This is a genomic window from Streptomyces sp. NPDC002911 (assembly GCF_053591835.1).
In genome coordinates this window covers 1-14,211 of record NZ_JBSFUO010000015.1, presented here as the reverse complement: position 1 = coordinate 14,211, position 14,211 = coordinate 1, and the positions used below count along the sequence as shown (strand labels likewise).

Sequence of the window (14,211 nt, the reverse complement as noted above, 5' to 3'; positions counted from 1 at the left end):
CCCAAGGGATCCCGGCCTCCGGCGTGCGCGGAACAGCTACGCGGCGAGCTTCGCCAGTGCCGCGTCGACGCGGGCGATCGTCTTCTCGCGGCCCAGGATCTCCAGGGACTCGAAGAGCGGCAGGCCGACCGTCCGGCCGGTGACGGCCACGCGGACCGGGGCCTGCGCCTTGCCGAGCTTCAGGCCGTGCTCCTCACCGGCGGCGAGGACCGCGGCCTTGAGCGCCTCGGCGTTCCACTCGGCGGCGAGCAGCTTCGCGCGGGCCGTGACGAGCAGGGCGTCGGAGCCCGCCTTCATGGCCTTCGCCCAGGACGCCTCGTCCTCGACGGGCTCGTCCAGGAAGAGGAAGTCCACGTTGGCCGTGATGTCCGAGAGGACCGTCACACGCGTCTGGGCGTGCGGGGCGATCTCGGCGAACTGCGCCGCGTCGAAGGCCTCCGGCGCCCAGGGGGCGAAGGGGGCCTTCAGCCACGGGCCGCAGGCCTCGGTGAAGGTCTTCACGTCGAGCATGCGCAGGTGCTCGGCGTTGACGTGCTCGGCCTTCTTCAGGTCGAAGCGTGCCGGGTTGGCGTTGACGTCCGCGATGTCGAACGCGGCCACCAGCTCGTCGCGGTTGAAGATGTCGCGGTCCTCGGCGATCGACCAGCCGAGGAGCGACAGGTAGTTGACCAGCCCCTCGGCCAGGAAGCCGCGCTCGCGGTAGAGGTTGAGCGAGGCCTGCGGGTCACGCTTGGAGAGCTTCTTGTTGCCCTCCCCCATGACGTACGGGAGATGGCCGAAGGCGGGGGTGTCCTTGGCGATGCCCAGCTCGATGAGCGCCCGGTAGAGGGCGATCTGGCGCGGGGTGGACGAGAGCAGGTCCTCGCCGCGCAGGACGTGGGTGATCTCCATCAGCGCGTCGTCGACCGGGTTGACGAGCGTGTAGAGCGGGGCGCCGTTGGCACGGACGATGCCGTAGTCCGGGACGTTCTCCGGCTGCACCGTGATGTCACCGCGGACCAGGTCGGTGAAGGTGATCGCCTCGTCGGGCATCCGGAAGCGGACGATCGAGGTGCGGCCCTCGGCCTCGTACGCGGCCTTGCGCTCATCGCTCAGGTCACGGCAGTGACCGTCGTAGCCCGAGGGCTTGCCGGCCGCGCGGGCGGCGTCGCGGCGGGTGTCGAGCTCCTCGGTGGTGCAGTAGCACGGGTACGCGTACCCGGCGGCCAGGAGCTTCTCCGCGACGTCCTTGTAGAGGTCCATCCGCTGCGACTGGCGGTACGGGGCGTGCGGGCCGCCGATCTCGGGGCCCTCGTCCCAGTCCATGCCGAGCCAGCGCATCGAGTCGAGCAGCTGCTCGTAGGACTCCTCGGAGTCACGGGCCGCGTCGGTGTCCTCGATGCGGAAGACCAGGGTGCCCTGGTGGTGCCGGGCGAAGGCCCAGTTGAAGAGAGCTGTCCGGACCAGGCCCACGTGGGGGTTGCCGGTCGGGGAGGGACAGAAACGTACGCGGACGGGTCCGTTAACCACGCTTGATCACCTTGTTGGTGAGAGTGCCGATGCCTTCGATGGTGATGGCGACTTCGTCGCCGACGTGCAGGGGCCCGACCCCTGCGGGGGTCCCGGTGAGGATCACGTCGCCCGGAAGCAGCGTCATGGCTTCCGTGATGTGGACGACCAGGTCCTCGATGGAGCGGATCATGTCGCTCGTGCGGCCCAGCTGGCGCTGCTCGCCGTTGACGGTGGCCTGGATGGCCAGATTGCCGGGGTCGACGTCGGTCTCCACCCAGGGGCCGAGCGGGCAGGAGGTGTCGAAGCCCTTCGCCCGGGCCCACTGCTTCTCGCGCTGCTGGACGTCGCGGGCGGTGACGTCGTTGGCGCACGTGTAGCCGAAGATGACGTCCTTGACACGCTCACGGGGAACCTCGCGGCACATGCGGCCGATCACCACGGCCAGCTCGGCCTCGTGGTGGAGGTCGTCGGAGAAGGAGGGGTACTCGATCGCGTCGCCCGACCCGATCACCGAGGTGGTGGGCTTGAAGAAGGTGATGGGGACATCCGGGATCTCGTTGCCGAGCTCGGCGGCGTGTTCCGCGTAGTTGCGGCCGATGGCCACGACCTTGTTGGGAAGCACGGGCGGCAGCAGCCGGACCTTCTTCAGCGGGACCTTGGTCCCGGAGAGCTCGAAGTCGGCGTACGGGATGCCCTTGATGATGTCGAGGACGAGGCTGTCGGGGCTGTCGCCCTCGACCGCGCCGAAGGCGACATTGCCGTCGATGGAGAACCTGGCGATGCGCACGGGATGCTGTCGCCCCTCACTTGCTGGCTGGCTGAAGACTGACGCTCCAGGTTATCGCCTCGCCAGGCCGAGGGGCGGCCGCTACTTCGACGCCGCGACCGGGGCTTCCATGAGGATGGTGCGGCGCGGGTTGGCCGTCTGCGTGGGCAGGTCGACGGTGTGCTCCCGCAGCTCCGGCGTCTGCAGCGCCTGGGCGTCCTGGAGGTCCACGAGCGTCGTGCGCCGGGGGTTGGCAATGTTGCGGAACGTCATCGTCGTCTTCATCTGCCGTATGGACCTTTGCCGCTGGGGGCGCTGCCCGGAGGTGCGCCGGTTGTCGGATTCGCTATCCCTGTAAAGCGCCAGGCTAAACATCCGATTCCCCACCGCGGCCGAGATGAGGCAGCGATCATGATGTGAGTTTGCTCACGAAGTTGCCGACAAATCGAGCATTATGGACAGTTGATCACGGTATGCAAATCAGACAATACGTCACTGAATCTGTCATTCCGCTCCCGATCATGGCGTCTGGGACACCCGGCACCCCTCGGGAGCCAACCCGTTATCACCCGGTTTGACCACGAACACGCTCCACGCCTTGTTACGCGTCCATCACACCGTGTCATCCAGGTCACAGCCCGGTACGCGGGCCTTGTTGGAGATCCTTCACTGTGCTGGAATTCCACGCACCGCCGCGGGTTTCAGGCCCAACGCGCAGGGGCGCAACGCAGCGCCGAGTGGCGGCGGGAGGGGGAAGTACGCCGGTCACTCACGACCACCATGGGGCGCGTCCAGCGCCCCACGACGCCGACACCGTCACGCCGTGCGACTGCGCGGAGGGACGCCTGGTCCAGAGGTTGCGACGCTAGTGCAGGGACGTTTCAAGAGGGATGGCATGGGGTCACCCCAGCCCCGCCAGGGCCGAGGGGAAACCCCGGCGGACCAGGAACCGCGCGGTGGGAACGACCGCGGTTCCTCGGCCCAGCACGCCCAGAATCCCGGTGCGGCCGGTGACGGCGGCGACCGCGCACAGCACTCCGGCGCGACGAGCTCCGGCAGTGCGGAGGCCGCAAGCCCTCTCAAGCCGACCGTCCCCACCACCGCCGGCTCACGCGTGGCCCTGCGTAACTGGCGCATCAGCACGCGTCTGGTCTCCCTGCTCGCTCTCCCCGTGGTCGCGGCGACCACCCTGGGCGGGCTGCGGATCAACGAGTCGATGAACGACATCGACCAGCTGGAGCACATGCAGCTGCTCACCAAGATGACCAAGAAGGCGACCGCGCTCGCCAACGCCCTCCAGGAGGAGCGCGACAGGTCGGCCGGCCCGCTGTCGAACGGCGTGAAGGCCACCGACTACAAGGTCACCCAGCCCCGTGAGCGCACCGACCGCGCCAAGGACGCCTTCTTCGAGGCCACCGACGAGATCGGCAACTCCCCCGGTGACGCGGCGCTGGACAGCATCCACGCGAGCGTCAGCCAGATCGGCAACCAGCTGGGCAACATCACCAGCATCCGTAAGGACGCGTACGCCGGCGACAGCCCGAGTCTCAACACGGTCGACCAGTACAGCCAGCTGATCACCTCGCTGCTGAGCCTTTCGCAGGACATGGCGCAGGCCACCAGCAACCCGGAGATGATCAAGCGGACGCGTGCGCTCGCCGCCTTCTCGTCCTCGAAGGAGTACGCCTCCGTCGAGCGCGCCATCATCGCAGCGGCACTGCCGGGCGGCGACAGCACGAAGACGCAGCTGGGCGACAACGACCAGGCGTTCGGCCGCAACGCGCTCAACAAGGGGAACACGACCCTCAAGACCTTCGAGACGACCTACGAGTCCACCGGCAAGAACTCCGCCGAGCTGCTGGCACCGCTGGACAACGGGAATCCCGAGATCACCGCCGCCGACATGTACGCGAAGAAGGTGCTCGACAGCCCGCTGGGCATGGAGGGCAGCAGCGGCGGCAAGACCCGCACGTACATGGACTGGTACGACCAGAGCTCCAACAAGATCAACGCGATGAAGACCATCGAGGAAACCCTCCTCGGCGAGATGGAGAGCAAGGCCCGCGAACTCCGTGACGAGTCGCGGCGCGACGCGATCCTCAACGGTGCGGTCATCCTCATCGTCCTCGGTGTGTCGCTGGTCGGCGCCTTCGTCGTGGCACGGTCCATGATCCGCTCGCTGCGACGGCTGCAGGAGACCGCCACCCGGGTCGCCCAGGACCGGCTGCCCGAGCTCGTCAGGCAGCTCTCCGAGACGGACCCGCAGGACGTCGACACCTCCGTCGAGTCGGTCGGTGTGCACTCCCGGGACGAGATCGGCCAGGTGGCCGCGGCCTTCGACGACGTGCACCGCGAGGCCGTCCGTCTGGCCGCCGAGCAGGCGCTGCTGCGAGGCAACGTCAACGCGATGTTCACCAACCTCTCGCGCCGCAGTCAGGGGCTCATCCAGCGCCAGCTCTCGCTCATCTCCGAGCTGGAGTCCCGCGAGGCCGACCCCGACCAGCTGTCCTCACTCTTCAAGCTCGACCACCTCGCGACCCGTATGCGCCGGAACGGCGAGAACCTCCTCGTCCTCGCGGGCGAGGAGCCCGGCCGCCGCTGGACCCGGCCCGTGCCTCTGGTCGACGTGCTCCGTGCCGCCGCCTCCGAGGTGGAGCAGTACGAGCGCATCGAGCTGTCCGCCGTGCCCGCCACCGAGGTCGCCGGCCGCGTCGTCAACGACCTCGTGCACCTCCTCGCAGAGCTGCTGGAGAACGCCACGTCGTTCTCCTCACCGCAGACCAAGGTCCGGGTCACCGGGCACGCGCTGCCCGACGGCCGTGTGCTCGTAGAGATCCACGACACCGGTATCGGCCTCTCCCCCGAGGACCTGGCCGCGATCAACGAGCGGCTCGCCTCACCGCCCACCGTGGACGTCTCGGTGTCCCGTCGCATGGGTCTGTTCGTGGTCGGCCGGCTGTCCTTGCGTCACGGCATCCGCATCCAGCTGCGGCCCTCCGACTCCGGCGGTACGACCGCACTGGTCATGCTGCCCATGGAGGTCGCGCACGGCGGCAAGCAGCCGCCGAAGCCGGGCCAGCAGGGCGGCGCCCCGGGCGGGCTCCTCGGCGGTGGCGCTCCCGCCGCGGGCGGCCAGCGTCCCGGACTCGCCGGTTCCGCGTCGGCTCCCGACACGGGGCAGGGTGCGTCGGCGCCGCGCGGGCAGGTCGGCGCGGGCTCGGCTCCCCGAGCCGCGCTGCCCTCGCGCGACGGCGGACCGCGCCAGCCGCAGCAGGGGAACCAGCAGGGCCCCGGCCAGCCGGGCAACAGCCGGCAGGGTCCGGGTCTGCCCGGCCGGCCCGATGGCCCGCGTCACGGCGGCGGCCTCGCCGGTGCCTTCGCCGGTGGTGCCCGTCCGGGGGCACGCCCCCCGCAGGACCCCTCGGCGGGTACGGACTCGGGGCGGCCCAACCTCTTCGGCCACTCCGGCCAGCCCACGCCCCGTGCTTCACAGCCGCAGCAGGCCCAGGGCAACCAGGGCGGCCCGCAGCAGCCCGGCGGCCCCGGCCGCCAGCTGCCGCCCTCCGGCGGCCCCCGTGCCGAGCTGCCCGGCGGCAACCCGCAGCCGCAGCGCCCGCAGAACACGAGCTGGGGCGTCGAGGAGCAGGGTGCGCCCCGGCGTACGCAACCGGACCTTCCGCGTGAGCACGAGGAGCACGACAACGGCCGGTTCGCCCGGCCGGGGACCTCCGGCCCGAACCAGCCGTTCAGCCCGCCGATGGACGACCGTCAGGGCCCCGGTGCCACCGCGGAGTTCGCCCGCCCGGACTTCTCACCGCAGGCACCGCAGGCGCCTCAGGTCCCGCATGCCCCGGGCCCGGCGAGCACCGCACAGTTCGCCCGCCCCGACTTCAACGCCCCGATGCCGCAGGACCAGGGCTTCGGCGCCCAGCGCCCGCAGGCGCCCGCACCGCGCCACCCCGACACCACCGAATTCGGCGCACCGCGTCCGCCGGACCTCTTCGCGGGTGAGCCGCCGCGCCGCTCGGCGCTGCCGCAGCAGCCCGAGGCGCTGCCGCCGGCCGGTCCCGGTGACGGGCGCACGCCGCTGTTCGACACGCTGGAGACGAACTGGTTCCACGGCGTGCAGCAGGGCGGCCAGCAGCCGCCCGCTGCCGAGCCGCAGGAACCGGCCGACTCCCAGCCCTTCGACGGCACCCCGCCTCCGGCCATGCCACGGCGTGGTGCGGCTGACACCGGCGCGACCAGTTCATGGCGCGCTTCACCCAACGACGAACTCGTACGGCAGGCGGAGCGGGTCAAGAAGCCCGCCGCCGGCGGGATCACCACTTCCGGACTGCCCCGCCGTGTCCCACGTGCCAATTTGGTGCCGGGCACTGCTCAGCAGCAGAATCATCAGTCCGGACCCCAGGTTTCGCGTGCGCCGGATGACGTACGCGGCCGTCTGACCAATCTCCGCCGGGGCATCCAGCAGGGACGACAGGCCAACACCGGCTCGTCTACCGGCAGTTTCCCACTCGGCCCCACTCACCAGCAGGAGCGTTAGTTGAGCCCCATGAGTCAGGCCGCGCAGAATCTGAACTGGCTGATCACCAACTTCGTGGACAACACCCCAGGGGTGTCCCACACGGTGGTGGTCTCCGCGGATGGCCTGCTGCTGGCGATGTCCGAAGGTTTCCCGCGCGACCGCGCCGATCAGCTGGCGGCAGTCGCCTCCGGTCTGACGTCGCTGACCGCGGGTGCCTCCCGGATCTTCGAAGGCGGCGCCGTGAGCCAGACGGTCGTGGAGATGGAACGGGGATTCCTCTTCCTCATGTCCATCTCTGACGGATCTTCACTCGCCGTCCTCGCCCACCCCGACGCGGACATCGGTCTGGTCGGGTACGAGATGGCACTCCTCGTCGACCGTGCGGGGACCGTCCTCACCCCTGACCTCCGTGCCGAACTACAAGGAAGTCTGCTCCACTAGACGGCCACGCGGCAGCCACCTGACACGATCCCCCCAGGTACTACTCAAAACCCTCACCCGTCCGGCCGACACAGCTCCCCACCGGCCACCTTCAGACGGCAAGCCGACACCCTGCTGTCACGCCCGGAGGATTTATGACCCCGCCACCCGCGTCACCTGATCCGTACGGCTCACTGCACCATGCGTCGTACGACAGTGAAGGTGACCAGCCGCTGGTCCGTCCGTACGCCATGACCGGCGGCCGGACCCGGCCGCGCTATCAGCTCGCGATAGAGGCACTGGTCAGCACCACAGCGGACCCTGCCCACCTTGGGACCCTGCTCCCCGAGCACCAGCGGATCTGCCACCTGTGCCGCGAGGTCAAGTCAGTGGCCGAGGTGTCGGCCCTGCTGTCCATGCCTCTGGGTGTGGCGCGGATCCTCGTGGCGGACCTGGCGGAAGCCGGCATGGTGGCCATCCACCAGCCGGGCAACGGAGAGGCCGGCGGCGCGCCGGATGTGACACTGCTCGAAAGGGTGCTCAGTGGACTTCGCAAGCTCTAGCGGCGGTACGGGTACGGCCCGTGCCACCACCTCGGCGAAGATCGTGGTGGCAGGGGGCTTCGGCGTGGGTAAGACCACGTTCGTCGGTGCCGTTTCGGAGATCAATCCGCTGCGCACCGAAGCCGTGATGACGTCCGCATCCGCGGGCATCGACGACCTGACCCACACCGGGGACAAGACCACCACCACGGTGGCCATGGACTTCGGACGCATCACCCTGGACCAGGACCTGATCCTCTACCTGTTCGGCACCCCCGGACAGGACCGCTTCTGGTTCATGTGGGACGACCTGGTCCGCGGCGCCATCGGCGCCGTCGTCCTCGTCGACACCCGCCGCCTCGCCGACTGCTTCCCCGCAGTCGACTACTTCGAGAACAGCGGCCTCCCCTTCGTCATCGCCCTCAACGGCTTCGACGGACACCAGCCCTACACACCCGACGAAGTACGCGAAGCACTCCAGATCGGCCCCGACGCCCCGATCATCACGACGGACGCCCGGCACCGCGCGGACGCCAAGAGCGGTCTGATCACCCTGGTCGAGCACGCCCTGATGGCCCGGCTGAAGTAGCCGCAAGTCGGTAGTGATCTACGGAAGTTGTTGTAGGCGCGCGGGGGCGGCCTGTGTCCTTTGACACGATCCGCCCCCGTGTTCATAACATTTCGACAGAGATCTGGGTCCTTACCGACACCCGACGCGCACGGCCGGTACCGCTGCGCTCACATGAGCCTCGCCTTTTGGCGGGGCTCGCTCTTTATGACCGTTTTGCCGGGCGCCTGCCCCGGTCCGAAGCGCGCATTCCGACTGTTTGGAACGCGCCCGGTCCGCATGCTGCAATGCCTCGAACTAGCCAGTGGTACGGCCCCTGAACGATAATCCGGCACAACGTAGGTGCCGACGCCGAGAGGTTGTTGGTCGAGTGAGGCGAAGCAACGAGGGCTCCGCGGCGCATTCGGAGCGGGGCAACTTCACGCCGCCGCCGCGCGCTGCGGTGCCTCCGCCCGCAGACACGTCGTCCGAGGCGGAACCGGCCGGTGGCAGCACCAGCCGGCTGTCACCGCGCAACTGGCGGGTGCCCACCCGGCTGAACGCGATCCTCCTGATCCCGGCCCTGGTCGGTCTGGTCATGGGCGGCTTCCAGGTGAAGGGGTCGGTCGACACCTGGAACGAGGCCCAGGAGGCCGAGAAGACCGCTCTGGTCGTCCGCGCGGCCGCGGCGTACGGACAGGCGCTGCTGAACGAGCGTGACCTCACCGCTCAGCCCCTGCTGTCCAACAAGCGCACCGCCGCCGAGGTGGAGAAGGTGCGCGCCACCACGGACGGCGCCGCGTCGAAGTTCGACGCCGCCGTGCAGAACATGCCGGACAAGGAGGGTCTCCACCGCCGCCTGAAGCTGTTCAAGGTGGAGGAGCCCCTGCTCCCCGAGCTGCGCAAGACCGCCTACGCCGAGGCGATGGACCCGGTGAAGACGGAAGAGGGCTACACCAAGGTCCAGCACTCGTTGATGGAGTTCTCCAACGAGCTCGGCCTGGGTACCGGCAACATCACCAGCTACGGCCGGACGGTGTACGCGATCGAGCTTGCCAAGGCTGCTGAATCGCTTCAGCGCTCTATAGGCATGCACCTGCTGGTGCGGCCGAGCCAGGAGGCGCGCAACTTCAACGGCCAGGTCACGGCTTTCAGCTCGTACAACTACCTCGAGCAGATCGCCCTCGGGGAGTTCGTCTCCGGCGGTACGGAGGCCGACGCGGCCCGGCTCAGGGAAGTCATGGCCGGCAAGGCCGCCGAGGGAGCCGAGCAGCTGAAGGCCGCCGAGGCGCAGGCCAAGGCCGCGGGCAAACCCTTCGTGGCGCCTCCGAGCGTCGACGGTTCGGTCTTCGACGGCATGGCCCAGCAGATAGGACAGGGCAAGCAGCCGGACGAGCTGAAGGCCAAGGGCATCACGCCCGAGACCTGGATGGCCGCCGCCACCGCGAAGTTCGACGGCTACACCACGGTCGAGAACGAGCTGGTGGACAGGGCCGTGACCGAAGCGGCGGAGATCTCGGCGGACGCCCGGACCGACGCCGTCGTCAACGCCGCCATCGTGATCATCTCGCTGCTGGCCGCCTTCATCATCGCCGGGCTCATGGCCCGCCAGATGAGCCGCTCGATGCGCCGGCTGCGTACGGCCGCCTTCGGCATCGCCGAGCAGGGGCTGCCGATGCTGGTCGACCAGCTGTCGCGGACCGAGCCGGGCCGGGTGAACACCCGGGTGCGGCCGATCCCGATCAACAGCCAGGACGAGATCGGCGAGGTCGCCCGCGCCTTCGACCAGGTGCACCGCGAGGCCGTCCGGCTCGCTGCCGAGCAGGCCATGCTCCGCGGCAACGTCAACGCGATCTTCACCAACCTGTCGCGCCGCAACCAGTCGCTCATCGAGGGACAGCTGACCCTCATCACCGATCTGGAGAACAACGAGGCCGACCCGGACCAGCTGGAGACCCTCTTCAAGCTGGACCACCTGGCCACCCGTATGCGCCGGAACGGCGAGAACCTCCTCGTCCTCGCGGGCGAGGAGCCCGGCCGCCGCTGGAACCAGCCGGTGCCGCTGGTCGACGTGCTGCGGGCCGCCTCCTCCGAGGTGGAGTCCTACGAGCGCATCGAGCTCACCGGCGTACCGGAGAGCGAGATCCACGGCCGGGCCGTGACCGACCTCGTGCACCTGCTGGCCGAGCTGCTGGAGAACGCCACCAGCTTCTCCTCGCCGCAGACCAAGGTCCGGGTCACCGCGACCCGGCTGCCCGACGGACGCGTCATGGTCGAGATCCACGACAAGGGCATCGGCCTCACCGCCGAAAACTTCGCGGACATCAACCACAAGCTGGCCAACCCGCCGACGGTGGACGCCGCGGTGTCCCAGCGGATGGGCCTGTTCGTGGTCGGCCGACTGGCCGACCGGCACGAGATCCGGGTCCAGCTGCGCCCCTCGGGCGAGCAGGCGGGGACCACGTCGCTGGTCATGCTGCCGGCCGCCATCACCCATGGTGGCGGGGGCGAGGGTGTGCCGCAGGACGACTTCACCGTCTCCTCGATCATGCCCGAGCAGCAGCAGGCGTTCGACCCGATGCCTCAGCAGCTCGGGGTGCGTACGGCGGCGGAGCTCGGCTTCGACGACTCGCGTTACGAGACCTCGGTCGCGGACTCCCCGCAGCTGAGCCCGGTCAACCGCTCGCTCATGCGCGAGGAGCGCCGGGCGGCGCTGGAGGCGCAGACGGGTGGCGAGTCCCCGCCGTTCCAGGACGACGGGGCCGGGCAGCCGCAGGGCTACCCCCCGCAGCAGTTCACGCAGGGACAGCACGGCCAGGAGCAGCACGCCCCCGCCCCCGAGCAGTACGCCCCGGGACAGCAGGAGTACGCGCAGCCCGGCTACGAGGGCGGCTACGACCCGTACGCCAACGGCGACGGCTACCAGGGTCCGCAGCAGAACAACGGCTATGCGGACTCCGCGTACGCCGCTCCGGACGGTCTGCAGGAACAGTACGCCGACCAGTTCGCCCCGCGGAACGGCAACTCCCAGCAGGACGAATGGGCGGATCAGGGCGGTTACCAGGGGGCCTTCGAGCCCCTGGCACAGCCCGGAGCCGGATCCGTTCCGGGCGCTCCCGCCGCGACGCAGGAACACGTAGGCTTCGACCGTCCGGGGCCCACTCCGAATCCCGGTCACGACCTGACCGAGGCGGGTCTCCCGCGCCGCGGCGCGGGCCAGCAGCACTGGCAGCCCACCGGCCGCGGAAACGATCAGCCTGCCGCGCCGGCGCAGCAGCAACGGCCTCAGCAGGACCCGTCGCAGACGGCGCAGGCCGACAGGGAAGGCCCCGACGGCTGGCGCTCGGCGAACGACGAGCGCTGGGAGCGGGCCGAGAAGCTGCGGGATCCGAAGGCGGGCGGAATCACCCCCTCCGGTCTCCCCCGGCGTGTACCCAAGGCCAATCTGATCGAGGGCACGGCGGAGCAGACCCAGCAGGGCGGCCCACAGGTCTCCCGCGCCCCCGAGGACATACGGGGCAGGTTGAGCAACCTGCGCCGTGGTGTCCTGCGGGGACGTACCGCGGGTACGGACACGAGTAATACCTACAACCAGGAGCGTTAGTGTGAGCCCGATGAGCCAGGCGGCGCAGAATCTGAACTGGTTGATCACCAACTTCGTGGACAACACCCCTGGGGTGTCGCACACGGTGGTGGTCTCCGCCGACGGACTCCTGCTGGCGATGTCCGAGGGTTTCCCACGGGACCGCGCCGATCAGCTGGCGGCTGTCGCCTCAGGTCTGACGTCGCTCACCGCGGGTGCCTCCCGGATCTTCGAGGGCGGCGCCGTAAATCAGACCGTTGTGGAGATGGAGCGAGGATTCCTCTTCCTCATGTCCATCTCTGACGGATCTTCACTCGCCGTCCTCGCCCACCCAGACGCCGATATCGGTCTGGTTGGGTACGAAATGGCACTTCTCGTAGACCGTGCAGGAAGTGTTCTTACCCCGGATCTCCGTGCCGAACTCCAGGGAAGTCTTCTTAACTAATAGACAGACAGTGCGTTTCTCGTCACCGCGCCATAAGGTGCGGTGGCGTGGCACCACTGGGATGGCGACCGGCAGTCGGAGGAGGAAACGTGGCAGCACCTACAGGCGGACACCCGTACCAGGGCGGTCAGCTTCCGGGGGAGCAGGGCGACAACCGTTTCGACGACCTCTCCACGCCCGGCGGCCAGGGCGCGCAAGAGCCTTATCAGCCGTACCAGCCATACCAGCGGTCCGAGCGAGGCTCGCAGGAGGACGACTGGCCCCGGCAACCCGAGTCCGGGTGGCCGCAGCAACAGCCGCACTACCAGCAGCCGCATCACCAGCAGCCGCAGGACCAGCAGCCGCCGTACTACCAGCCGCCGCAGGACCAGCAGCCGCCGTACTACCAGCCGCCGCAGGACCAGCAGCCGCCGTACTACCAGCCGCAGGACCAGCAGCGGTACAAGGCTCCGCCGTCGCGCATCCAGCCCGTCCAGCGGCAGGCCCCGGCGCCCGCGAAGCCCGAGGCGCACAACCCGCTGGTCCGTCCGTACGCCATGACCGGCGGCCGGACCCGGCCGCGGTACCAGCTCGCCATCGAGGCGCTGGTCAGCACCACGGCGGATCCGTCCCGGCTGCAAGGGCAGTTGCCCGAGCACCAGCGGATCTGCCGGCTCTGCATCGAGATCAAGTCGGTGGCCGAGATTTCGGCCCTTCTCTCGATCCCACTCGGCGTTGCCCGAATCCTCGTCGCCGACCTGGCCGAGGCCGGACTCGTCGCTATCCATCAGCCCGGCGGCGACGAGACCGTCGGCGGCCAACCAGATGTGACACTGCTCGAAAGGGTGCTCAGTGGACTTCGCAAGCTCTAGCGGCGGAGCGGCCCGCTCCACTACCTCGGCGAAAATCGTGGTGGCAGGGGGCTTCGGCGTGGGTAAGACCACGTTTGTCGGTGCCGTTTCGGAGATCAATCCGCTGCGCACCGAAGCCGTGATGACGTCCGCATCCGCGGGCATCGACGACCTGACCCACACCGGGGACAAGACCACCACCACGGTGGCCATGGACTTCGGACGCATCACCCTGGACCAGGACCTGATCCTCTACCTGTTCGGCACCCCCGGACAGGACCGCTTCTGGTTCATGTGGGACGACCTGGTCCGCGGCGCCATCGGCGCCGTCGTCCTCGTCGACACCCGCCGCCTCGCCGACTGCTTCCCCGCAGTCGACTACTTCGAGAACAGCGGCCTCCCCTTCGTCATCGCCCTCAACGGCTTCGACGGACACCAGGCCTACACACCCGACGAAGTACGCGAAGCACTCCAGATCGGGCCGGACACCCCGATCCTCACGACGGACGCCCGGCACCGTGCGGACGCCAAGAGCGCGCTGATCACCCTGGTCGAGCACGCCCTGATGGCCCGCCTGCGCTGACCCCGCCGCCGCACGGCGAAGGCCCCGTACTCCTCGGAGGAGTACGGGGCCTTCGCCGTGCGGGGCCCGGGTGGGCCCCTGAACGCCCTCAGCGGCCGTTCTCAGCCCTGCCAGCTGTGCGGGGCGCGGAAGCCGGGGGTTCGCTCCAGCCGGCGCCAGCCGGCCGTGCTGCGGCCCCTGCGAGCGGGCGCGTCGGGCCGGGCGGCCGCCCGGGCGAGCAGGACCGCGGTGATCGCGGCCAGCTCCTCGGGGCCGGCCTGGCCCTTCTCGACACGCAGCACCGAATCGGCGGGAGTGGCGTTCATGGATGTCTCCGTCTTCTGGGCAGATGGTCGCGGCACGTGGGCGGGGGCCGGGGGCGGGGCCGCCGTTGCGGCCGCGGCTACTGCGGGGGGTTGCCGTGCTTGCGGGACGGCAGGTCGGCGTGCTTGTTGCGGAGCATCGCGAGCGAGGCGATCAGTACCTCGCGCGTCTCG

Annotated in this window: 12 protein-coding genes; 8 read left to right on the top strand and 4 right to left on the bottom strand. The window is 69.5% G+C overall.

The window, feature by feature from the left end; genetic code table 11:
- Positions 1–36: 36 nt before the first annotated feature.
- The 3 genes from gltX to ACWD04_RS22385 all read right to left on the bottom strand — a co-directional run bounded on the left by gltX (position 37) and on the right by ACWD04_RS22385 (position 2,542).
- A complete protein-coding gene (gene gltX / locus ACWD04_RS22395; RefSeq protein ID WP_451134535.1) occupies positions 37–1,509 on the bottom strand; it encodes a glutamate--tRNA ligase in 1,473 nt (490 codons plus the stop codon).
- Positions 1,502–2,278 (bottom strand): fumarylacetoacetate hydrolase family protein, encoded by a 777-nt coding sequence (locus ACWD04_RS22390; RefSeq protein WP_451134533.1) that lies wholly within the window; start codon positions 2,276–2,278, stop codon positions 1,502–1,504. Before ACWD04_RS22390 ends, gltX begins: the two co-directional genes overlap by 8 nt.
- A gap of 81 nt (positions 2,279–2,359) precedes the next feature.
- Complete coding sequence (locus tag ACWD04_RS22385) at positions 2,360–2,542, bottom strand: hypothetical protein (RefSeq protein ID WP_451134531.1); 183 nt, start codon at positions 2,540–2,542, stop codon at positions 2,360–2,362.
- Between the two features lie 610 nt (positions 2,543–3,152).
- On the opposite strand from ACWD04_RS22385, the gene ACWD04_RS22380 reads away from it, so the two are divergent.
- The 8 genes from ACWD04_RS22380 to ACWD04_RS22345 all read left to right on the top strand — a co-directional run bounded on the left by ACWD04_RS22380 (position 3,153) and on the right by ACWD04_RS22345 (position 13,735).
- Positions 3,153–6,803: a nitrate- and nitrite sensing domain-containing protein gene (locus tag ACWD04_RS22380; RefSeq protein WP_451134529.1), complete on the top strand. Its 3,651-nt coding sequence runs from the start codon at positions 3,153–3,155 to the stop codon at positions 6,801–6,803.
- A gap of 9 nt (positions 6,804–6,812) precedes the next feature.
- Positions 6,813–7,226, top strand: a complete 414-nt coding sequence (locus tag ACWD04_RS22375; protein ID WP_006127850.1) for a roadblock/LC7 domain-containing protein — start codon at positions 6,813–6,815, stop codon at positions 7,224–7,226.
- A 134-nt stretch (positions 7,227–7,360) separates the two neighbouring features.
- Positions 7,361–7,768: a DUF742 domain-containing protein gene (locus ACWD04_RS22370; protein WP_451134527.1), complete on the top strand. Its 408-nt coding sequence runs from the start codon at positions 7,361–7,363 to the stop codon at positions 7,766–7,768.
- Complete coding sequence (locus ACWD04_RS22365) at positions 7,749–8,336, top strand: GTP-binding protein (protein ID WP_351276111.1); 588 nt, start codon at positions 7,749–7,751, stop codon at positions 8,334–8,336. Before ACWD04_RS22370 ends, ACWD04_RS22365 begins: the two co-directional genes overlap by 20 nt.
- A 349-nt stretch (positions 8,337–8,685) precedes the next feature.
- Positions 8,686–11,898, top strand: a complete 3,213-nt coding sequence (locus ACWD04_RS22360) for a nitrate- and nitrite sensing domain-containing protein (RefSeq protein WP_451134525.1) — start codon at positions 8,686–8,688, stop codon at positions 11,896–11,898.
- Between the two features lie 10 nt (positions 11,899–11,908).
- Positions 11,909–12,322 carry a roadblock/LC7 domain-containing protein gene (locus ACWD04_RS22355; RefSeq protein WP_030125847.1) on the top strand — a complete coding sequence of 138 codons (414 nt, stop codon included), beginning with the start codon at positions 11,909–11,911 and terminating at the stop codon, positions 12,320–12,322.
- Positions 12,323–12,411: 89 nt separating this feature from the next.
- Entirely contained in the window at positions 12,412–13,173 is a 762-nt protein-coding gene (locus tag ACWD04_RS22350; RefSeq protein WP_451134523.1) for a DUF742 domain-containing protein, read from the top strand.
- Positions 13,154–13,735, top strand: coding sequence for a GTP-binding protein (locus ACWD04_RS22345; protein ID WP_356332557.1), 582 nt, complete (start codon positions 13,154–13,156; stop codon positions 13,733–13,735). Before ACWD04_RS22350 ends, ACWD04_RS22345 begins: the two co-directional genes overlap by 20 nt.
- Before the next feature lie 101 nt (positions 13,736–13,836).
- On the opposite strand, the gene ACWD04_RS22340 is transcribed toward ACWD04_RS22345, so the two are convergent.
- On the bottom strand, positions 13,837–14,040 hold the full coding sequence (locus ACWD04_RS22340; RefSeq protein ID WP_451134520.1) for an acyl-CoA carboxylase subunit epsilon: 204 nt from the start codon (positions 14,038–14,040) through the stop codon (positions 13,837–13,839).
- Positions 14,041–14,211: the final 171 nt, after the last annotated feature.